The 19,963-nt window shown below is 71.2% G+C and carries 18 protein-coding genes and 1 pseudogene; 12 read left to right on the top strand and 7 right to left on the bottom strand.

Annotation, left to right across the window (positions count from 1 at the left end):
• Positions 1 to 74: 74 nt before the first annotated feature.
• Positions 75 to 1,016 carry a MerR family transcriptional regulator gene (locus tag AL2_RS20585; RefSeq protein ID WP_067635757.1) on the top strand — a complete coding sequence of 314 codons (942 nt, stop codon included), beginning with the start codon at positions 75 to 77 and terminating at the stop codon, positions 1,014 to 1,016.
• Between the two features lie 108 nt (positions 1,017 to 1,124).
• Positions 1,125 to 1,622: an RNA polymerase sigma factor gene (locus tag AL2_RS20580; protein ID WP_067635755.1), complete on the top strand. Its 498-nt coding sequence runs from the start codon at positions 1,125 to 1,127 to the stop codon at positions 1,620 to 1,622.
• An 82-nt stretch (positions 1,623 to 1,704) separates the two neighbouring features.
• Here the strand turns inward: AL2_RS20580 and AL2_RS20575 are convergent, their stop codons facing one another.
• From AL2_RS20575 to AL2_RS20555, 5 genes are all read right to left on the bottom strand, one after another.
• Positions 1,705 to 1,992 (bottom strand): MerR family transcriptional regulator, encoded by a 288-nt coding sequence (locus tag AL2_RS20575; protein WP_083946733.1) that lies wholly within the window; start codon positions 1,990 to 1,992, stop codon positions 1,705 to 1,707.
• 689 nt (positions 1,993 to 2,681) lie between these two features.
• On the bottom strand, positions 2,682 to 3,680 hold the full coding sequence (gap, locus tag AL2_RS20570; RefSeq protein ID WP_067635753.1) for a type I glyceraldehyde-3-phosphate dehydrogenase: 999 nt from the start codon (positions 3,678 to 3,680) through the stop codon (positions 2,682 to 2,684).
• 466 nt (positions 3,681 to 4,146) lie between these two features.
• Positions 4,147 to 4,563 carry an Hsp20/alpha crystallin family protein gene (locus tag AL2_RS20565; protein WP_067635751.1) on the bottom strand — a complete coding sequence of 139 codons (417 nt, stop codon included), beginning with the start codon at positions 4,561 to 4,563 and terminating at the stop codon, positions 4,147 to 4,149.
• A gap of 404 nt (positions 4,564 to 4,967) precedes the next feature.
• Positions 4,968 to 5,489 (bottom strand): CBS domain-containing protein, encoded by a 522-nt coding sequence (locus AL2_RS20560; RefSeq protein WP_067635749.1) that lies wholly within the window; start codon positions 5,487 to 5,489, stop codon positions 4,968 to 4,970.
• 66 nt (positions 5,490 to 5,555) lie between these two features.
• On the bottom strand, positions 5,556 to 5,870 hold the full coding sequence (locus AL2_RS20555) for an SHOCT domain-containing protein (protein WP_067635747.1): 315 nt from the start codon (positions 5,868 to 5,870) through the stop codon (positions 5,556 to 5,558).
• 490 nt (positions 5,871 to 6,360) lie between these two features.
• Here AL2_RS20555 and AL2_RS20550 point away from each other — a divergent pair, with 490 nt between their 5' ends.
• Complete coding sequence (locus tag AL2_RS20550) at positions 6,361 to 6,924, top strand: DoxX family membrane protein (protein ID WP_067635919.1); 564 nt, start codon at positions 6,361 to 6,363, stop codon at positions 6,922 to 6,924.
• Between the two features lie 664 nt (positions 6,925 to 7,588).
• On the opposite strand, the gene AL2_RS20545 is transcribed toward AL2_RS20550, so the two are convergent.
• Entirely contained in the window at positions 7,589 to 8,041 is a 453-nt protein-coding gene (locus AL2_RS20545; RefSeq protein ID WP_067635745.1) for a pyridoxamine 5'-phosphate oxidase family protein, read from the bottom strand.
• On the opposite strand from AL2_RS20545, the pseudogene AL2_RS40125 reads away from it, so the two are divergent.
• The 5 genes and pseudogenes from AL2_RS40125 to AL2_RS20530 all read left to right on the top strand — a co-directional run.
• Positions 7,935 to 8,279: pseudogene (locus tag AL2_RS40125) on the top strand (hypothetical protein); the annotation flags it as partial. The gene AL2_RS20545 and the pseudogene AL2_RS40125 sit on opposite strands and share 107 nt — an antisense overlap.
• A 64-nt stretch (positions 8,280 to 8,343) precedes the next feature.
• Entirely contained in the window at positions 8,344 to 8,574 is a 231-nt protein-coding gene (locus tag AL2_RS39305; RefSeq protein ID WP_067635743.1) for a hypothetical protein, read from the top strand.
• A gap of 39 nt (positions 8,575 to 8,613) precedes the next feature.
• Entirely contained in the window at positions 8,614 to 9,069 is a 456-nt protein-coding gene (locus AL2_RS40120; RefSeq protein WP_218003687.1) for an ATP synthase subunit C, read from the top strand.
• On the top strand, positions 9,062 to 11,773 hold the full coding sequence (ppdK, locus tag AL2_RS20535) for a pyruvate, phosphate dikinase (RefSeq protein ID WP_157438259.1): 2,712 nt from the start codon (positions 9,062 to 9,064) through the stop codon (positions 11,771 to 11,773). Before AL2_RS40120 ends, ppdK begins: the two co-directional genes overlap by 8 nt.
• Before the next feature lie 82 nt (positions 11,774 to 11,855).
• On the top strand, positions 11,856 to 12,962 hold the full coding sequence (locus AL2_RS20530) for an Acg family FMN-binding oxidoreductase (protein ID WP_245666775.1): 1,107 nt from the start codon (positions 11,856 to 11,858) through the stop codon (positions 12,960 to 12,962).
• A 158-nt stretch (positions 12,963 to 13,120) separates the two neighbouring features.
• Here the strand turns inward: AL2_RS20530 and AL2_RS20525 are convergent, their stop codons facing one another.
• Positions 13,121 to 14,416, bottom strand: coding sequence for a PucR family transcriptional regulator (locus tag AL2_RS20525; protein WP_067635739.1), 1,296 nt, complete (start codon positions 14,414 to 14,416; stop codon positions 13,121 to 13,123).
• A 232-nt stretch (positions 14,417 to 14,648) separates the two neighbouring features.
• Here AL2_RS20525 and AL2_RS20520 point away from each other — a divergent pair, with 232 nt between their 5' ends.
• From AL2_RS20520 to AL2_RS20505, 4 genes are read left to right on the top strand one after another with little or no spacing between them, the layout of a single operon-like run.
• Positions 14,649 to 15,911, top strand: coding sequence for an acyl-CoA dehydrogenase family protein (locus AL2_RS20520; protein WP_210748469.1), 1,263 nt, complete (start codon positions 14,649 to 14,651; stop codon positions 15,909 to 15,911).
• A 40-nt stretch (positions 15,912 to 15,951) separates the two neighbouring features.
• Positions 15,952 to 17,199 carry a thiolase family protein gene (locus AL2_RS20515; protein WP_067635735.1) on the top strand — a complete coding sequence of 416 codons (1,248 nt, stop codon included), beginning with the start codon at positions 15,952 to 15,954 and terminating at the stop codon, positions 17,197 to 17,199.
• Positions 17,196 to 18,812, top strand: coding sequence for an AMP-binding protein (locus AL2_RS20510; protein ID WP_067635733.1), 1,617 nt, complete (start codon positions 17,196 to 17,198; stop codon positions 18,810 to 18,812). Before AL2_RS20515 ends, AL2_RS20510 begins: the two co-directional genes overlap by 4 nt.
• A 1-nt stretch (position 18,813) precedes the next feature.
• Positions 18,814 to 19,896, top strand: a complete 1,083-nt coding sequence (locus AL2_RS20505; protein WP_067635731.1) for a saccharopine dehydrogenase family protein — start codon at positions 18,814 to 18,816, stop codon at positions 19,894 to 19,896.
• The last annotated feature ends 67 nt before the right edge of the window (positions 19,897 to 19,963 follow it).

The raw sequence follows: 19,963 nt of genomic DNA, 5'->3' as shown, positions 1-19,963 counted from the left end.
GCGCATGGAGTTCCGGCGAAGACCTGGCAGATCGTACGCTTTGCAACTCGGGTGGGACGAAGGGGAGCGGACGCATGGGCGGGCCGGCGGACCAGGAGGCCGGGCTGGGCGTGGGCGCCGTCGCGCAGCGCCTCGGCGTGGCGCCGTCCACCCTGCGCACCTGGGACCGCCGGTACGGCATCGGCCCGAGCGGACGCAGCCCGGGCGGCCACCGCCGCTACACGTCCGCGGACCTGGCGCGGCTGGAGGTCATGCAGCGGCGGATCCTCGCCGGTGCGCCGCCGCGCGAGGCCGCCCGCGCCGCGCTGGGCGCGCCTCCGGGCGCGCCTCCCCCCGCGCGCGCGCACGGCGCCGGCGGCAACCGCGTCCCCCTGCCCGAGACCGGCCCCGGACGAGGCGGGCGGCAGGCCGCGGCGGTACGGGGGCTGGCCCGCGCGGCGATGGCGCTGGACCGGCCCGCCCTGGCCGAGACCGTGCGGACCGCGCTGCGCCGGGACGGGGTCGTGCGGGCGTGGGACGGTCTGATCGTGCCGGTACTGGCCGGGATCGGGCGCAAGCACGCGGCGTCCGGGGAGTGCGTGGAGGTCGAGCATCTGCTGTCCACGGTGCTGCTCGGCTGCCTGGCGGAGACGGCGCCGCCCGCCCGGCCGGTCAACGCGCGTCCGGTGCTGCTCGCCTGCGCGCCGGAGGAGCAGCACAGCCTGCCGGTGCACGCACTGGCCGCCGCGCTGGCCGAGGCCGGTGTGGACGCGCTGGTCCTCGGGGCGCGCGTGCCGCCGGCGGCGTTGGCCGCCGCGATCCGGAGGGCCGGACCGAACGCCGTGTTCGTCTGGTCGCAGACCGCCGAGACCGGCGAACCCGCATGGCTGGCGGAGCTGCCGGCGACCCGTCCGCCGCACCGCCTGGTGGTCGGCGGGCCCGGCTGGGCGCGCGACCGGCTGCCGGCGCACGCCGTGCCGGTGACGGCCCTCCCCGAAGCCGTCACCGAACTGACGTCCCTGCTCGGAGCGTTCTGACCGGCACTCGGTGCCGGGGCCATTCGGTTTGCGCTGCCTTGTCGCTACTTCACCCACTCTTAACTATGAACAAGTTTTGAAGCGATTTTCCCGGGCATTCGGGACCGCATGACCCTGGCAGAGCGGCTCGCCCAAGGCGACGAGACGGCGCTGACCGAGTGCTACACCGTGCTCGGCCCCCTGGTCCGCCGCCACGCGGGAAGGCTCGTACCGGACCACGCCGTGGACGACGTCGTCCAGCTGGTCTTCCTGGACGTCTGGCGATCACGCCGACGTCTCGACCCGGCACGCGGCCTGGAGCCGTGGGTCCTGGCCATCGCCCGGAAGCGGGCCATCGACCAGTTGCGGGCCGAGGCGCGGCACTCGCGCAGGTCGGTGCCGCTGGAGGACACGGTCGGCGTGCCCGACGCCACCTCCGCCGTGGACGCCGCCTGCGACCTGCGCGACGCGCTGGCCGGGCTTCCGGCGCCGCAGCGGCAGGCGATCGTGCTGGCCCACTTCGGGCAGCTGACCCAGCGGGAGATCGCCGACCGGCTGGCGATCCCGCTCGGCACCGTCAAAGCGCGCACCACCCGCGGGCTGCGACGGATGAGGGCCCTGCTGTAACCCCTCCTGGACGACACCGCCGTCCCCGCCCTCAGCGTCCCCACCGAATACACGAACGAGGCGGTCCGGTGAAGCCCTTCGCCTACTGGGCCGGGCTTTGGGGCGGGCGCCGCGTTGCGCCCTCCCGCCGGAGCTGGGCGTTGATGCTCTTCGCTTCGGCGAGCTGGTCTTCCAGGATGATGATGCGGCAGGCCGCCTCCAGCGGGGTGCCCTGGTCGACCAGGTCGCGGGCCCGCTGGGCCAGGCGCAGCTGGTAGCGGGAGTAGCGGCGGTGCCCGCCGGACGAGCGTTGCGGGACGATCAGCCGGGCGGTGTCCAGGCTGCGCAGGAACGCCGGGGTGACGTCCAGCATCTCCGCGGCACGGCCCATGCTGTAGGCGGGGTAGTCCTCGTCCTCGAACTTGTCTTCAAGCCGGTCGTCGAGTTGGTCTGGCTGGTCGCCGGTCAGGGCCGGCCGGGGTGCTTTCACTCAAAGCTTCCATACTGCCTAGGCGGGTGGGTCGGGCGGCAGCAACGACGACAGGGGCCCCGGCGCCTAACAGCGGCGCCGGGGCCCAGAGGAACAACACCATCTACTGGCCTCGAGAGGCCGGTCTTCCGTGTCAGCCGCCCGAACGCGGGCGGAGACCCGGGGATCGCGGATGCGTGACCGTAGACCACCGTCCAATCTGTGGAGCTGCGGTACCCGTGCGGCGTGACTGGAGCCTGCAGCGGGCGATCCCGATGGCGCCGAACCCTCCTTTCCTCGACATCACTACCGGTACTGCGTGTTTCTCGGTGTACTGCGTTTTCTTGCGTTCTCTTGCTCCCGGCAGCCCTCTGGCCGCCGGTGCGACCCGCTGCCGGAGCCCCTTTCACTGCGTTGGCCCCAGCACGCCCGGTCGGCGTCATCCATGCCTTCCGGCAGTTCGTCCTCTGCCGGTTCTTCTGGACTCGTCTCTCTTCGATGACAGGAACACTACCCACCGAGGGCGCGAAAATCTACCGCGGCCACTACAAAGTTTCGTAGATCACATCGTGTGCTTCGACGACGCTACGGCGGAGATGATCGGGGCGCCGTCACAGGCGGGCGGCGACGTGGTCGACGAGGTCGGCGAGGCGGCAGGTGTAGCCCCATTCGTTGTCGTACCAGCCGAACACCTTCACCAGGTCGCCGCTCGACTGGGTGAGCGGGGCGTCGAAGACGCAGGACGCCGGGTCGCCGATCACGTCGCGGGACACGATCGGGTGCGTGTTGTACCGGATGATCCCGGCGAGCGGGCCGTCGGCGGCCCGCGCGAACGCCTCGTTGATCTCCTCGGCGGTCGCCGGCCGGTCGAGCAGGCAGGCCAGATCGACCAGGGAACCGTCCTCGACGGGCACGCGCAGGGCCATGCCGTCGAACCGTCCCGCCAGCTCGGGGATCACCGCGCCGACGGAGCGGGCGGCGCCCGTACTGGTCGGAATCATGTTCACGGCGGCAGAGCGCGCGCGGTGCAGATCCTTGTGCGGTGAGTCGAGGAGGTTCTGGTCGTTGGTGTAGCCGTGGACGGTGGTCATGTAGCCCTTGGCCACACCGAACGTGTCGTGAAGCACTTTGGCCATGGGGGCGACGCAGTTGGTCGTGCAGGAGGCATTGGAGACGACGGTGTGCCGGTCCGGGTCGTAGACGCGCTCGTTGACGCCCATCACGATCGTGGCGTCCACGTCCTTGCCGGGGGCAGAGAGGATCACCTTGCGGGCGCCGGACTTCAGATGTGCGGCGGCATCCTCGCGCCGCCGGAACTTGCCGGTGGACTCGATCACGATCTCGGCGCCGACGGCGTCCCAGGCGAGGTCGGCGGGGTCGCGGTGGGCGGTGACCGGGATGCGGCGGCCATCGACGATCAGTGCCGCGTCGTCGTGCTCGACCGTCCGGCCGAGTCGGCCGTAGGTGGAGTCATACCTGAGCAGGTGTGCGAGCGTGGCGGTGTCGGTGACGTCATTGATCGCGGCGACCTCCTGGTCGCGCTCCAGCGCCAAGCGCAGGTAGTTGCGCCCGATGCGTCCGAATCCATTGATTCCAACCGGGGTGGTCATCTCGTCTCCTGCCTGATTGAGCCGGTCGGTCGGGGACTCTCTCCGGCCGACCTGGCTCCGCGACCCCTCCAGGCTCGGTGAAGCCGGGTGGGCGACGCCAGGGACCATCGTCGGAGCGTGCGTCCGCGGTGCTGCGTCGGGAAGGGGACCTTCGGCACTGGAAGCGCAGAGTGCTGCGGATGCCCGTTGAGCGCAGGACGTCTCCCGCTTCATCTCTTTCTGGGCGCGCGCTATGACGTGCTGACTCCGCCGGCGCCGCCGAGCGCAGGATGAGGAGCGGGGCATTGTGCAGTTCGGCTTCGTCATGGGCATGGACCGCTGGGCGCTGGGGGCGGCCGGGCAGGGACGTCAGCCCTGGTGCCGACGAGACGTGCCGCGCCAATGAGAATGGCCGACGAGAACGGAGGGCATCGATTGAGCGCTCAATGCGATGCTCTCCGCTCGACGGGTCGTCACTTCCGGGTCGTCACTTCTCGACGGTGATTCGCTTGGCCTCGGCCTTGGCGGCCTTGGGCATCGGCACGCGGACGGTGAGGATGCCCTTGTCGTAAGAGGCCTTGATGTCGTCGATCTCGGTGGCGGCCGGGAGGGTGAAGGACCGGGTGAAGGAGCCGTAGTGGAACTCCGTCCGGTGGGCCTCCTTCTTCTCTTCGTGGCGTTCGGCGTGGATGAGCAGGACGTCTCCGGTGACGGTGATCTCGACATCCTTGTCGGGGTCGATGCCGGGCAGTTCGGCGCGGATGACGTGGTCGCCCTCGTCGACGTAGTTCTCGACCCGCATCGTCTGGCCGGTTCCGGTGCGGAACACGGTGAACGGCGACTCGATCCAGTCGAACAGTTCGGGGAAGATGCCGCGCGTTTCGCGCCGCTCCAGTGTGCTCATGGTGCCTCCCTCGGCTCGGATCTGAGCGAAACCCACAGGTGAGGGACCTGGTCGGCCTCCGGATGCTTCCACTCCTCGGTGTCGTACGGCCGTGCTGGAGCGCGGCGATGGTCCTGGCGGCCAGGTCGGGGCCGTGCTCGTAGCCGAGCTGCCGCAGGATGTCGGCGAGCGGGTGAGACCCTGCTGTGCGAGGGCGCCCCCCGGGCCCGCGACCTGGGAGCGAGCGGGAAGGCCTCCACGCTGCTCAGGCGCGAACCCGTCACCGAGGCGCTCGTCCACGAATCCGACGATGCGGGCGCGACGAGTTCGGCGATGCTGCACCATGCCCGTGCGCGGTGGCGATCGTCCAGCAGCATCGGCCCGCCACCTGACAACACGGTCTGGCCCCCTGGGACGGGGCTCGCTCAGTCGGGCACTATGCCGCTGGAGCCCGGGTGCGCCGGCGGAGTGCTCGGTAGCACCGGTTCGATCCGGTAGAGGGACGGCATGCCTCCGCTTGCCGGAGCGATGTCGCGTTCCGCGCCGGCGAGTGCGCCGATCAGGTCTCGTGCGGTGATCAGGCCGACCAGGGCACCGTGGTCATTGGTCACCGGTATGAAGTCCTTGCCGGATTCGAGCATGGCGCGCGCCGCCTCGCGGACCGTGGCCGACGGCCGGACCGTCACGGGCGGCCAGGACGGCAGGAGGGTCGTCACGGGCCGGCGGGCATGCTGCGGGACGGCGGCGTTCCACATCGAGGTCAGGGTCTGCGCGTCAACGACGCCCACGAAGCCGCCCTCGTCATCGGTCACGGGCAGATGGTGCACTTCGGCCTTGCACATCAGCTCCCAGGCCATCAGCACGGACTCGCTCGCGGCGACGGTCAGCAGGTCCCGGGTCATCAACTCGGAGGCAGGGCGCTGTTCCAGCGGCGGCTGCTCGGCCATGTTCCCTCCTGGCGGTCCGTTCTCGTCGGGACTTGCACTTCGGCCCCTGTGTCGACGCGGCACCGGTCAAGCGCGGACGTTCCGTCCGTCCAGCTTGGCCAGCCGCTCGTCGTACTCTTCTGTGCTGATCTCGCCGCGTGCGAAACGCTCGGCGAGGATCTCCCGCGCGTGCTCCAGCCCGGGCTTCCCGGGGCCCGGAGCCCCCGTGCGACGCGGCGCTGCGGCACGGGCCACCAGCCAGGCCGCCGCGCCGATCACGGCGACCCAGAACAGCACCATCGCCGTCCCCCACAGCCACATCCAGCCGGACCAGCCGCCGTTTCCCATGTGCCCCCAGCCATCGCCGGGAGTGGCGATCACGAGGGCATACCCGATGTTCATGGCCGCACCTCCTTCTACTCCCAGCTTGCGCTGCCCGTTCGAGCACACCCAGGGCCGAAGGTCCTGCGCATAGGCGAACCCATGCCTTTGAAATTGGCGACCCCAACCGGTAAGGCGGAAGTACGGAGATGACCTCGATGGACGGACGAGCTGCTGGCGCTGCTGGAGGATCGCGACCGGATCGCCAAGGACCTGCACGACACCGTCATCCAGCGGCAGCGTCACGGATCACCGGCGGTCCGCGCGCGCCCACATTGTCGCGCGCTCTTGATGCTGTCCCCCAACGCGCCCTAGACGGCGCTAGACCTCGGCGGTGACACCTGCGGAGGCGGGGCCCGCGTCCGGGAGGACCTTCAGTCCCCACATACCGCCGAACGCGGGGACCTTCGTCCCGTTGATCGTGCGCCAAACGGATCTAAATCACCGGCCGCGGACGGCGTTGAGTAGGAGGTGAAGAAACCAAGGCGATGTGATGGAAGGTGAGACGGCGATGGCAGTCTCCGAGCACAAGACGCACGTGAGGCGGAGCACTCTGATCCGCGTGGTCGCCCCCAAGCCGCTGACCGAGACGCCCGCCGCTCGCTACATCTGGGCGGCCGCGCGACTGGCGCTGGGCTGGGTGTTCGCATGGGCGTTCGTGGACAAGCTGTTCGGGCTGGGCCACGCGACCCCGGCCGGCAAGGGCTGGCTGGACGGCGGAAGCCCCACCGAGGGGTTCCTGGCGCACGCACCCAAGGGCCCGTTCGCCGGGTTCTACAACGACCTGGCCGGCGCGGCCTGGGCCGACTGGCTGTTCATGATCGGGCTGGCCGGGGTCGGCGCGGCACTGATCCTGGGCATCGGGATGCGGGTCGCGGCCGCCGGCGGCGCGGCGCTGCTGGTCCTGATGTGGACGGCCGTCCTTCCTCCGGAGAACAACGTCTTCATGGACGACCACATCATCTACGCACTCCTGATCGTCGGACTGGCCCTGGTCAGCGCCGGCGACACCCTGGGACTCGGCCGCTGGTGGGGCAAGACCCCGCTGGTGGAAAGGCTCCCCTTCCTCAAGTAGCCGACGGAATCCTCCAGGACGCCCGCCCAGCGGCGGGCGTCCTGCTGCGTGTCAGCATGTGCGTCATAGCCGCCGGCGCAAGGCCGAGCATTGGCGACATTGCGTAGTGCGAGTCCTCAAACGCACCGATCAGTGACGAGCAGGCGCAGTAGAGCGAGTGGTCAAGTCTTTGCGTTGGGCGGTGCGGGAGGCCCAGCTGCGGCGGCTGCCGAATGAGCGCTGTGACCAGTGCAGATATTGCGCGTGAACCGTTCCTGACGGGCATGAGGAGCGCCGGCCTGCACTGCACGTGCCCGGCCGCGGCCCCGTTGTCATCGACACTTTCGGCCCGGGTTCGGTGCTGGGCCGGTCGTGGCTCTTCCGTCGAACTGACGCGCCGCTTCGCCGGACTCCTCGGCGAGCGGCTGGAGGCGACTCAGTCGCGGCTGATGGAACTCTCCGAAGCGATCGCCGATGGCCATGCCGCGTACCCTTCGCCTCCCGGAACCGAGCCGACCAGGGGCCCAAGGCGTGACGATCGCTTGGGCGGCGCAGACGATGCCGCGGCCGGTGATGAGTTCGGGGACCCAGAGGGCCGCGGTTGCGGCGGGCGGAGTCAGAGACGAAGGTCCTCTGCGCCGCATCACTGCCGGTGGTGTGCACCGTCACCAACCTGGGGGCGATATCACGCGGGTTCGTCTGTGGGGTCGATGTGTTCGGTTGTGACACCGCCGGCGTGCAGGGGGATGCGGCGTCCGCTGATGTGACGGGGGGCCAGCCGCACGAAGAGGTGCTTGGGAGAACGAATCCACGGGGTGAGAGGCAGGTTCCGGAGGCGTTCCATCTCCTCCGGGTCGGTGACGATTTCGGCGTGGCCGGAGATGAGCACGCTCCAAGCCGTCCTGAGCGCCGGTTCGAGGTCGTCGGCTTCGAAGGTGAGCGGGCGTCCTCCGCGGATGGCGTCGAGTTTGGCGCCTGGGGCGGTGGCGAAGACCAGAGCTTCGCCGTCCAAGACGAAGTTGACCGGCAGGATGGTGACGGTGTCGTCCTCCTCGGCCCACGCGATCCGGCCGACGGCCACCCCTTGGACGAGCGTGAGGCAGGCGGCCGGATCGAGGTACTGCAGCTCGTCGTTCATGGGTCCTCCGCTGGTTTCGCTGTTCTTGTGGCAGGTGTTCTCGAAGGTCTTCCGGACGGAAGCGCCGGCCTCGAATGGAAGGTCTTCCCGGGAGAGGCCAGTTCGGTCACGTGCGAGGTTCTCGTTCTCGATTCGCGAGTGCCCGCGGTGCCGGACACAAGCGCGGGGACCGGGCGGCTTCCGCGGCCTGCTCGGATCCGTCAGCCACGCCCTGGTACAGCACGCGCCCTGCCCGGTCGCGATCGTCCATGCACTCCGCAACTCCAACGGCTGGCACTCACCCATCCGGCATCCCCACGCGAGTGATCGTCTGGCAGCGGGGAGGAGCGTTCGCGGTCCTGGCCCTCGTCGTGTTCGCCGCCGGCACCGCCGTGACGTTCGCTTTGGAGGCGCTCGTCGCCGCCGTGCAGGCGCTCCGGCTGGAGTACTACGAGCTGTTCTCGCGGCTCTTCCGAAGCCAGGGCCGTCCGTTCCGGCCCTGGCACATTCCCATGATCGCAGAGGAGGCGGACGGCTCATGTCCGCAGAAGTGATGACGGCCCACGCCGTCGCATCGCTATCTCGGCACCGGAATCGCCGTCGCCGGGGCCGCCATCGGCGCCGGTATCGCGGTGGCCTACGTCGGCGCTGCGGCGCTGGCGGCGATGAGTGAGCGGCCCGAGTTGTTCGGGCGCGCGATGGTGATCGTCGGTCTCGCCGAGGGCATCGCCATCTACGGCCGACGCCATCGTGTGGCGGAACGGCCGGGCGGTTCCGCTGCCCAGGCTGCCCGCCGGTGGTTCGGCTGCGGCCTACGGCATCAACGATCACGGACAACTCGCCGGATACTCCGCGGCCGCTTCCGATGGAACCCACCATCATGCGGTGCTCTGGACCCGATGACCCCCGGCCCCGCCGGTCGGGGACGTCCTTCGAGGCCTTTGCGGGACCTTCGCCCCGTGGATCCGGAGGACGCCTCAGGCAGAGTCGGACTCGGACGCCGATCTCGCCGTGATCGGCGGCGAGCGGGAGGAGACACCCGTGCCTAAGCTCGTCTACGACTTCGCCGAAGGCGGCAAGGACCTGAACGATCTGCTGGGCGGGAAGGGCGCGAACCTCGCCGAGATGGCCGGTCTCGGCCTGCCGGTCCCCCCGGGCTTCACGATCACGACCGAGGCGTGCCGGGCGTTCCTCGCCGAGCGCCGGGAACCCGCGGGACTGCGGGAGGCCGTGAGCACGCACCTGGCCGCCCTGGAGGCAAAGGCGGGACGGGTCCTCGGGGAGGCCGCTGATCCATTGCTGGTGTCCGTGCGTTCCGGTGCGAAGTTCTCCATGCCGGGAATGATGGACACCGTCCTGAACATCGGCCTCAACGACGTGACGCTGGCCGGGCTGGTCGCGCGGACCGGCGACACCCGGTTCGCCTGGGACTCCTACCGCCGCCTCATCCAGATGTTCGGCAAGACCGTCCTCGGCGTGCCCGGGGAGCGGTTCGAGGACGCGCTTGAGGGGGTCAAACGACACAAGGGCGTCACCGCCGACGTGGACCTCGGCGTCGAGGAGCTGAACGTCCTGGTCGAACAGTTCAAAGACATCGTCCTCGCCGCCACGGGCGGACCCTTCCCGCAGGATCCGCGCACGCAGCTCGACATGGCGATCCGCTCGGTCTTCGATTCCTGGAACGGGGAGCGGGCCCGGCTATACCGCAGGAGGGAGCACATCCCGGACGGACTCGGCACGGCGGTCAACGTCATGGCCATGGTGTTCGGCAACCTGGGCGCGGACTCGGGCACGGGGGTGGCGTTCACCCGGGACCCGGGGACGGGACATGCGGGCGTCTACGGCGACTACCTGCGGAACGCCCAGGGCGAGGACGTGGTCTCCGGGACCCGCAACACCGTGCCGCTCCAGGAACTGGAGCACATCGACAAGCGCGCCTACGACGAACTACTCCAGGTCATGCGGACGCTGGAGAACCACTACCGCGACCTGTGCGACATCGAGTTCACCATCGAGCGCGGCAAGCTGTGGATGCTGCAGACCCGCGTCGGCAAACGCACGGCCGAGGCCGCCTTCCGGATCGCCGTCCAGCTCGCCGACGAAGGACTCATCGACATGGACGAGGCCGTCGCCAGGGTCGGCGGCGACCAGCTGGGCCGGCTGGCGTTCCCCCGCTTCGCGGCGGGCTCGGGCGCCCGCCCCATCGCCACCGGGATCGCGGCCTCGCCCGGCGCCGCGGTCGGCCGGGCGGTGTTCGACTCACCGACCGCCATGGAACGGGCGAGCCGCGGTGAGCGGGTCGTGCTGGTGCGCCGCGAGACCAACCCCGACGATCTCGGCGGCATGATCGCCGCCACGGGCATCGTGACCAGCCGCGGAGGCAAGACCTCGCATGCCGCCGTCGTCGCCCGGGGCATGGGCACCACCTGCGTGTGCGGGGTGGAGGACCTCGAAGTCGACACCGCCGGTCGCCGGTTCACCGGCCCCGGGGGAGTGGTCGTGGCCGAAGGGGATGTCATCTCCGTGGACGGTTCCAGCGGTGCCGTGTACCTGGGGGAGTTGCCGGTCGTGCAGTCCCCGGTTGTCCGGTACTTCGAGGGAGAGCTCGACCCGCGAGGCCCGGAGGCGGACGAGATAGTGCTGGCGGTGCACCGGATACTGTCCCACGGCGACGCCGTCCGGCGGCTGGAGGTCCGGGCCAACGCCGACACGCCGCAGGACGCCGCGCGGGCACGGCGCTTCGGGGCGCGCGGCATCGGCCTGTGCCGTACCGAGCACATGTTCCTCGGAGAACGGCGCCCGCTCATCGAACGGGTGATTCTCGCCGGCGCCGACGCCGAACGGGAAGAGGCACTGGCGGCCCTGCTGCCGCTGCAGCGTGCGGACTTCACCGCGATCCTGGCGGAGATGGACGGCCTGCCGGTCACGGTGCGACTGCTCGATCCGCCATTGCACGAGTTCCTGCCCGACCTGACCGAACTGTCGGTGCGCGTGGCGGTCGCCGAGGCCCGGGGCGAGCCCGTCGAGCACGACCGACGGCTGCTGGCCGCCGTGCGGCGCCTGCACGAGCAGAACCCGATGCTGGGACTGCGCGGCGTCCGGCTCGGCCTGGCCGTCCCCGGACTGTTCGCCATGCAGGTACGGGCCTTCGCCGAGGCCGCCGCGGAACGCGCCGGGGCCGGCGGCGACCCGCGCGGGCAGATCATGATCCCGCTGGTCGGCGCGGTGCGGGAGCTGGAGATCGTCCGTGCGGACGCCGAACGGGTGCTCGCCGAGGTGGCCGCACGGACCGGCGCCGCGATCGACATGCCGATCGGCACCATGATCGAGCTGCCCCGGGCCGCGCTCACCGCCGGGCGGATCGCCGGGGCCGCGCAGTTCTTCTCCTTCGGCACCAACGACCTCACCCAGACCACCTGGGGCTTCTCCCGGGACGACGTCGAAGGCGAATTCTTCGCCGTCTACCTGGACAAGGGCATCTTCGGCGCCTCGCCCTTCGAGACCCTGGACCGCGACGGCGTCGGCCGCCTCATCGAGATCGCCGCGGCGGAGGGCCGGGCCCGGCGGCCCGATCTCGAATTGGGCGTCTGCGGTGAGCACGCCGGGGACCCGGCGTCCGTGCGGTACTTCCACCGGGTGGGACTGGACTACGTCTCCTGCTCGCCGTTCCGGGTGCCTATCGCCCGCCTGGAGGCCGGCCGAGCCGCCGTCCTGGGCGCCGCCGAGCACAGCACGGACGGTGACACGCGCTGAGGCTCGGCTTGCCCGGCAGGAAGAGGCCGGGCGCGGGGCCGAAGGTCCTGGCAGAGGGGACTTTGGACACGATGCCGCCCCGGTGTCCGCCCAGCAGGCTGTAAGTGCCGGACCCTCACGGCTGGAGGTCATCGAGATGGTCAACGCCACACGATTCCCGACGGAGCGCCGGGACACGTCCGCGAAGCCTTTCGGCACCGGAAGGACCGATCTGGCGGCACGCTTCGTCGCCCGCGCGGCCATTCTGGCGCCGTCCCTTCACAACACCCAGCCGTGGCGGTTCGTCGAGCGCCCCGACGGGCTGGAGCTGTGGGCCGACCCGGCGCGCCGGCTGCCGATCGCCGACCCGGGCGGACGCGAGATGCTCATCAGCTGCGGTGCGGCCCTGTTCAATGCACGGCTGGCGGTACGGCGCCTGGGCTTCACTCCGCAGGTGCGGTTGCTGCCCAATCCGGCGTACCCGGACCTGCTGGCCCGGGTCACCTGGGGGACGAGGACGGCCCCGCGGCCCTACGAGGATCTGCTGTACCGGACGATCCCGCGCCGTCACACGCACCGCGGGCGATTCCTGGCGACCCCGTTGCCGCCCATGCTGCCGACCGTGCTGACCGGCATCGCCCGGTACGAGGGCGCCGGCCTCCGCGTCGTCAAGGACGAGGCGCAGTGCCGGCACCTGGCCGAGCACGTCCAGGCCGCAGAGGCCGCCCAGCACTGCGATCCTCGTATTCTCGGCGAGCTGCTGGCCTGGACCGCCCCGCCGGACAGCGGGCGCGTCGACGGCCTCGCGATGGGCTCCTCCCCGGCTCAGGCGGATGGCCTGGAGTTCCCCTCGCGAGACCTCGCCGCCGGTGCACCCTGGGAGGACGAGCGCGATGCGGGCGACCGGGAACTCGACCGCAGGGCCGCCCCTGCGGCCGTGGGGACGGTCGCGGTGCTGACCACTCGGGAGGACAGGCGGGTGGACTGGCTGCTCGCCGGTCAGGCGCTCCAGCATGTGCTGCTGCACGCGGCGACGCTGGACGTGAGCGCGGCCTTCCACACGCAGCCGCTGGAACTGCCCCACCTGCGGGCGGCGGTACGCCGCGACCTCGTCTGCGGGCATCCGCAGATGGTGTTGCGCCTCGGCCACGTGGCACGCCGCCTGCACAGCCGTCGGCGCCCGGTCGCGGACGTCCTCAGCAGCGAATGACACCTGCGTCCCGCCCTGGATCGTGTCTTCGGGACGTGCGCCTGGTGGAGGACTTCTCCGCCCGCCGCGCCGCCATCCTCCACGCCAAGATCATCGAGTGCGACACCACCCTCCCGACCCAACGGTCGAGCGGATCGGCGCCTGACCTCGCTCCGCGCTCACCTCCGGTGGGGCGTCCCACCGGAGGGTGCGGGAGCGGAGAGCACGGACGGCCCGAGCCACCGGCAGGCGAACAGCGCGAGCTCCACCTCCAGCCGGTCGTCCCCGACCGGGCGGCCGCGCACCTCCTCGGCCTTGTGCACACGGTAGAGGACCGTGTTCTTGTGCAGCGTGAGCCGTTTGGCGGTCTCCAGGTAGCTGCCGCGAGAGGCGAGGAACTCGTGCAGCGTCTCCCGCAGCCGGGCGTTCTGGTCGTCGTCGGCGGCGAGCGGCCCGAGGGTGCGCGCGACCCACTCCCGGGTACCGGTCAGGTCCGCCGCCATGAGCGCCACGGGCGCGATCCGGCCGAACAGCGTCACGGGCCGGCCCGCGAGCCCCGCCGCGACCGCGACCGTCCGGGCCCGCTCCGCCTCGCGGATCGTCCGGCGGAAGCCCTCGACGCCGGGGGAGGGTTCGCCGACGGCCAGCCGGATCCCGCGGCCCCGCCCCGCCAGGACGTCGTCGAAGGACTCCGGAACGAGGCGGACCGGCGACCGCAGCGGGAGCCACGCCCGCGCACTGGACTCGTCCCGCGGGATCACCAGCGGCGGGCCGCACGCGGCCAGGCGTTCGGCGACCCGCCGTGCCACCAGTTCGACCCTGGCCAGGGCACTGCCCTCGCCGCCGGGGCCCGCGTCGCCGATCCAGGCGACCAGGCCCAGATGGGTGCCGTGCAGCGGATGGCCGAGGGCCGCCTCGGCCGCCCGGACGTCCACCTCGGCGCCCCCTTCGAGCAGTGAGCGGACCTGCTCGGCGCGGGCCGCGTCCGCGTACCGGAGCCACTGCTCGCGTTCGCGGGTGTACGTGGTGACGACGTACTCGGTGACCTGGTCGATATAGACGAACGCGCTCTGGTTCAAGGCCTGTCCGGCCGCCAGTGCGGTGTCCCGGTCGGGTACGTGGGCGACCAGCTCGTTGTAGCACCATCGGGTGAAGACGGCCTGCCCGAGCCGGTAGGCGCGGATGAGCAGCCTGATCGGGATGTCGCGCTGGGCGAGCCGGCGGGCGTACTCGGCGGCGGCCGGGGGAGCCTCGACCCGCTCGATCGGGATGCCGTGCCCGATCACGTGGACCGCGGTGGTCACATTCGCCTCGACGCTCGCCGACAGCAGGTCGACGAGGTCCAGGTCCTCCCGGAGCCGGGGGTTCTCGTCGAGGATGTTCGCGACGATCTCGCCGGTGATGTCGCCGATCCTCGGATCGAGCGCGGCGACGGCTTTCGCGACCGGACCATGCACCGGCACGTTGAGGTCCATACGGCGATGGTAGGAGCCGCGGCCCCGGAGAACAGCGACCCGGGCTGTGACGATTTCGATTTCGTGCGCTGCGCCCGATGCCTCGGTGAATGTTCGGGACGGCGTCCCAATGGCAGCGGATTCGGTCCTTCCTACGCTCTGCGGCATATCACCGATCCGATCGCCCACCCCGCTCACCGGCTCCGCCGCCGGCACGCACGTTCCCCGTATGCACGCTGAAGTGAGGACCGACGTGAACCCTGACGCCATCGGCATCCCCGAGGTACCCGAGTACCTCGCGCTGCCGCCCACCGGCCTCGGCGCACCGCTGACGGCCGGCCAGCAGGACCTGCTCGACCTGGTCCGGAGCTTCGCCGACGGGCACGTCCGTCCCACCGGAACCCTCCTCGACCGGCTTGAACCCGCGGAGGTCATCGCCGCGGACTCGCCGCTGTGGCCGTTCCTCCGGACGTTCGGGGAACTCGGCGTCACGGCCTCGACGATCATGCAGCTTCCCCCCGACGAGCTACCGGTGCTCCTGCCCGCGCTGTGGGAGGAACTCGGCGCCGCCGACGCCGGACTGGCCATCACCATCGGCGCAGGCATGCTGCCGAGCCTCATGATGACCGCGTGGGGCCGGCGCGACCTGCTGGAGAAGTACCCCGAGTCGCTCCTCGGCTGCTGGGCCATCACCGAACCCGACCACGGCTCCGACATGCTCGACGCGGACGGGGCGGCCTTCCACGCGGAGGGCGACTACGGGCAGCCCAACCTGGTCGCCGTCCGCAAAGGGGACCGCATCGTCCTCGACGGCCACAAGTCCGCGTGGGTGTCGAACGGCTGCATCGCCCAGGTGGCGATCCTCTACACCGCCTGCGACGAAGGCGACGGGCCCCGCCCCGGCATGGTGCTGCTCGTTCCGCTCGACCGCGAAGGCGTGTCCCGGGGCAGGCCGCTCGACAAGCTGGGCCAGCGTTCCCTCAACCAAGGCGAGATCTTCTTCGACGGCGTCGAACTGGAGCCGGAACTGGTGCTCGCCGGGCCGGACCAGTACCAGGGCGCCGTCTACTCGATCCTGGCCGAGGCCAACGCCTCGATGGGCGCGGTGTTCACGGGAGTCGCACGCGAGGCGTACGGGCTGGCGCTGGCCTACGCGCACACACGGAGGCAGGGCGGCGTCCCGATCATCCGGCACCAGAACGTGCGGGCCCGGCTCTTCCACATGTTCCGCCGGGTCGAGCTGGCGCGGTCGCTGGCCCGCCAGGTCTTCCTGCACAACCTGACGCATCCGGTGCCGGCGCTGCAGGGCTCGATCGCCTCGAAGATCACCTCCACCCGGATCGCCTTCGAGGTGGCAGACGACGCGCTGCAGATCTTCGGCGGCAACGGGCTCAGCCGGGAGTACCCGATGGAGAAGCTGCTGCGCGACGCGCGCGCCTCGCTCATCGAGGACGGCTGCAACGAGCTGCTGGCGATCAAGGGCGGATCCCGGCTGGTGGACCCGTCCCTGCTGTGAACCCCACCGGCCTTCACCACTTCGCCCAGAGGAGGACCTGATGCAGATGCGCGCATACGTCGCGGGCGTCGGAATGACACGGTTCGGCAAGTTCCTGGACCGCGGCCTGAAATCGCTGGCGGCCGAGGCGATCGAGGCGGCGCTGAAGGACGCCGGGCTCGACCGCGGCCGGATCCAGGCCGCCTACATGGGCAACGCCGCCGCGAGCGTCGTCACCGGGCAGGTCCTGATCCCGGGGGAGGTCGTCCTGCGCGGCATGGGGATCGGCCGGATCCCCGTCGTCAACGTGGAGAACGCCTGCGCGACATCGGCCACCGCCTTCCACCAGGCGGCGGCCATGATCACGGCCGGGGTCTACGACGTCGTCCTCGTCACCGGCTTCGAGAAGCTCCACCACCCCGACAAGCTCCGGACCTTCTCGGTCTTCCAGGGCGCCATCGACGTGGAGGCCGCGGCCGAGACGATGGCGTGGCTGGCCCGGAAGGCGGCCGAGGCCGAGTCGGCGACGGGCGCCGGTACGGAAGGCCAGGGCAGATCCGTGTTCATGGACCTGTACGCCGAGCTCGCCCGGTCGTACATGCGGGAGCACGGGGCGACCCCGCGGCACTTCGCGATGGTGTCCGCGAAGAACTCGGTGCACGGCAGCCTCAACCCGAAGGCGCAGTACCAGAAGGCGCTCACCGTGGAGGACGTCCTCGCCGCGCCGATGGTCGTGGACCCGCTGACGCTCACGATGTGCTCACCGATCGGGGACGGCGCCGCCGCGATCGTGCTCGTCTCCGAGCGGACGGCCGCCGAACTGGGCCTTCGCGACCGCGTCCGCGTGCTGTCCTCGGTGCTGGCGTCCGGCTGGGACCACGAGCCCGCCGGCGCCGACCCGACGGCGGTCGAGTACGCGGCGCGGGCCGCCTACGAGACCGGCGGCGTCGGCCCGGGCGACCTGGACGTCGTCGAACTCCACGACGCCTCGTCGCCCGCCGAACTCGTCCACTACGAGTACCTGGGGCTGGCGCCCAAGGGGGAGGGCGTCCGGCTGATCGAGGACGGCGACACCAAGGTCGGCGGGCGGATCCCGGTCAACACCTCCGGCGGGCTGCTGCGCAAGGGGCACCCCATCGGCGCCTCGGGCGCCGGCCAGATCGTCGAGCTGGCCGATCAGCTCCGCGGGCGCTGCGGCGCCCGGCAGGTGGCCGGGGCGCGGACGGCACTGGCCGAGAACGGCGGCGGATTCATCGGCGGCGACGTCGGCGCCATCGTGGTCAGCGTCCTGCGGAGGGAGACGCGATGACCGGGCGGACCCTGGCCCACATCGTGGCCGAGCACGCGAACGTCCGTCCCGACCTGCCCGTGCTGACCGTCGAGGGCGGCGGCGCGCACCCCGACGAGGTGCGCGACTACCTGGACCTGTGGGATAACGCACAGCGGCTGGCCCGCGGGCTGCTCGGCCTCGGCATGGCCGCCGGGGAGCGGTTCGCCCTGCTGATGGCCAACCACGCCGAGTTCGTCGAGGCGATGGTGGCCGCCGCGATCTCCGGCACCGTGTTCGTGCCGATCGACCCGCGCGCCCGCGGCGACCGGCTGGCGTTCATGCTGCGCACGACCGGCTGCCGCGGCGTGATCGCCGCCGACTATGCGCTGGACGGGCTGGCGAGCGCGCTGCCGGACGCGCCGGGCCTGCGGTGGGCGGTGGTGCTGGACACCGGCGAGGCGCCGCCGGCCGGGGACGCGCCGAGCCTGCCGGCCGGGCTCACCGTCCGGCGCTACCCTGAGGCGCTGATCGACAGCCCCACGGAGCTGCCGATCGCCGGCGGCGACCCCGACCGGCCGATGCAGTTCATCTTCACCTCGGGTACCACGGGCGACCCGAAGGCCATCGTGATGACGCACCGCCGCTTCTGCGACACGGCCGCCCTCGCCCCGCTCATCTTCGGATACGCCCCGGACGAGCGGCCCTACTCCGGCCTGTCGCTCACCCACGCCAACGCGCAGCTCGTCACCCTCGGCGCGTCCCTGGCGGCCGGGCTGCCCTGCGTGCTGTCCCGCCGCTTCACCAAGTCCCGGCTATGGGACATCACCCGCCGGTACGGGTGCACGACGTTCGCCCTGCTCGGCGGGATGACGACCGCCGTCTACGCCGAGCCGCCGCACCCCGGCGACGCGGACAACCCGGTGCGCGTCGTGATCTCGTCCGGCATGCCCGCCGCCCTGTGGGACGACTTCGAGAAGCGTTTCGGCGTACGGCTGCTGGAGTTCTACGGCGCGGCGGAAGGCGGGCTCACCATCAAACCGGTCGGGGAGGGCCCGGTCGGCAGCATCGGCAGGCCGGCACCCGGCCTGGAGCACCGCATCGTCGACGAGGAAGGACGCGACTGCCCGCCGGGGGTGCCGGGCGAGTTGCTGTTCCGCAACGCCGACCACACGCCGTTCGCGGTGCGGTACTGGGACCGGCCGGACGACTCGGCCGCCAAATGCCGGGACGGCTGGCTGCACATGGGCGACGTCGTCCGGCAGGACGAGGACGGCTGGCTGTACTTCGAATACCGCAAGGGCGGCGGCATCCGGCACAACGGCGAGTTCATCGCCCCCGCGGTCGTCGAGAAGGTCGTCGCCGAGTGCCCGGACGTGGACGACGTGCACGTGTACGGCGTTCCGGCGGCGTCCGGGGCGCCCGGGGAGAAGGACGTGGTCGCCGCCGCCGTCCCCCGCGACCGCGCCGCGTTCGACCCGCAGTCGGTGTTCCGGGCCTGCCGGGCGGGCCTGGAGCCGGGCGCGGTGCCGGCGTACGTCCAGGTGCTCGACCGGATCCCGAAGACCGCCTCGGAGAAGCCGCAGGAGCGCTTCCTGCTCGAAACCTTCGAAAAAGACCCCGACTCCGTCCACACCGAACAGCGAGGAGCATGACATGGCGGCACCGATCGTCGTCTACGGCATGAGCGGCTACACCGGCCGGGTGATCGCCGAGTACCTGACCTGGAACGGGTTGCCGTTCATCGCGGCGGGCCGCGACGAGCAGCGGCTCAAGGACGCGCTCGACCGGGTGCCGGGCGAGCACGACGCGCAGGTGTGCGCCGTCCGGCACGACGAGGAGGCGCTGACCGATCTGTTCCGCGGGGCGCGGATCGTCGTGAACGTGGTCGGCCCGTTCGGCCAGTTCGCCGAGCCGGTCGTCCGGGCGGCGCTCGCGGCCGGCTGCCACTACATCGACACGACGGGCGAGCAGGACTACGCCACCGGCATGCGGGACCGCTACGGACCCTCGTTCGCCGACCGCGACCTGGTGTTCGTGTCCGCCTGCGCCTTCATGTGGACGGCCGGGATGATCGCCGCCGAACTCGCCCTGGAGACGCCGGGCATCGACTCGCTGGACATCCTCTACGCCCCGAAGTCGATGCCCACCGTCGCCTCGACGTTGTCCTTCCTGCGGATGTGCTGCCTGCCGCAGCAGTACAAGCAGGACGGGGCACTGCTCGAATGGCCGGCGGGCACGGCCGTGGACGTGGCCGTCCCCGGCCGCCACGCCGTCCACACCGGCATGCCGTGGGGCGGAGGCTTCGAGCCGCTGTGGTTCCGGGATGATGCCCGGGTGCGCAACTGCCAGGTGCTCGTGGCGCTCCCCAAATCACCGCTCGTCGACTTCATCCAGGACCGCGTCGCGGCCTACCAGGACCTCGCTCAGACCAAGTCCCGCGAGGAACTCGAGGAGGTGACCAACGAGTGGGGCATGTTCGTCGCGTCAGAACCCCCCATGGAGGTCCCCGAGGTCAACCATGCGACCATCTCCTGCTGGGCGCGCGGAGCCACCACCGGCCGCCACGTACTGCTGCACACGACCTCGCCGTACCTCCAGACCGGGGCCCTGGTCGCGGAGTCCTGCCGCCGTATCCTCGACGGCAGGCTGCGCGCGGTCGGCTTCCAACCCGCCACCGCGGCCTTCGGCCACCGGGAACTGATGGCCGCCCTGGCCGAGCACGGCCTCCACAGCTGACCCGGTACGCCAGCGGATGATCTCGCTCGGGATCGGTCGTGGTCACGTCGATGCGGTGGCGTGACGG

Origin of the sequence: Actinomadura latina NBRC 106108 (assembly GCF_001552195.1) — a bacterium.
GTDB classification, from domain to species: domain Bacteria; phylum Actinomycetota; class Actinomycetes; order Streptosporangiales; family Streptosporangiaceae; genus Spirillospora; species Spirillospora latina.
Note: the sequence above shows the minus strand (reverse complement) of the source record. Positions and strands in the feature narration are given on the sequence as shown.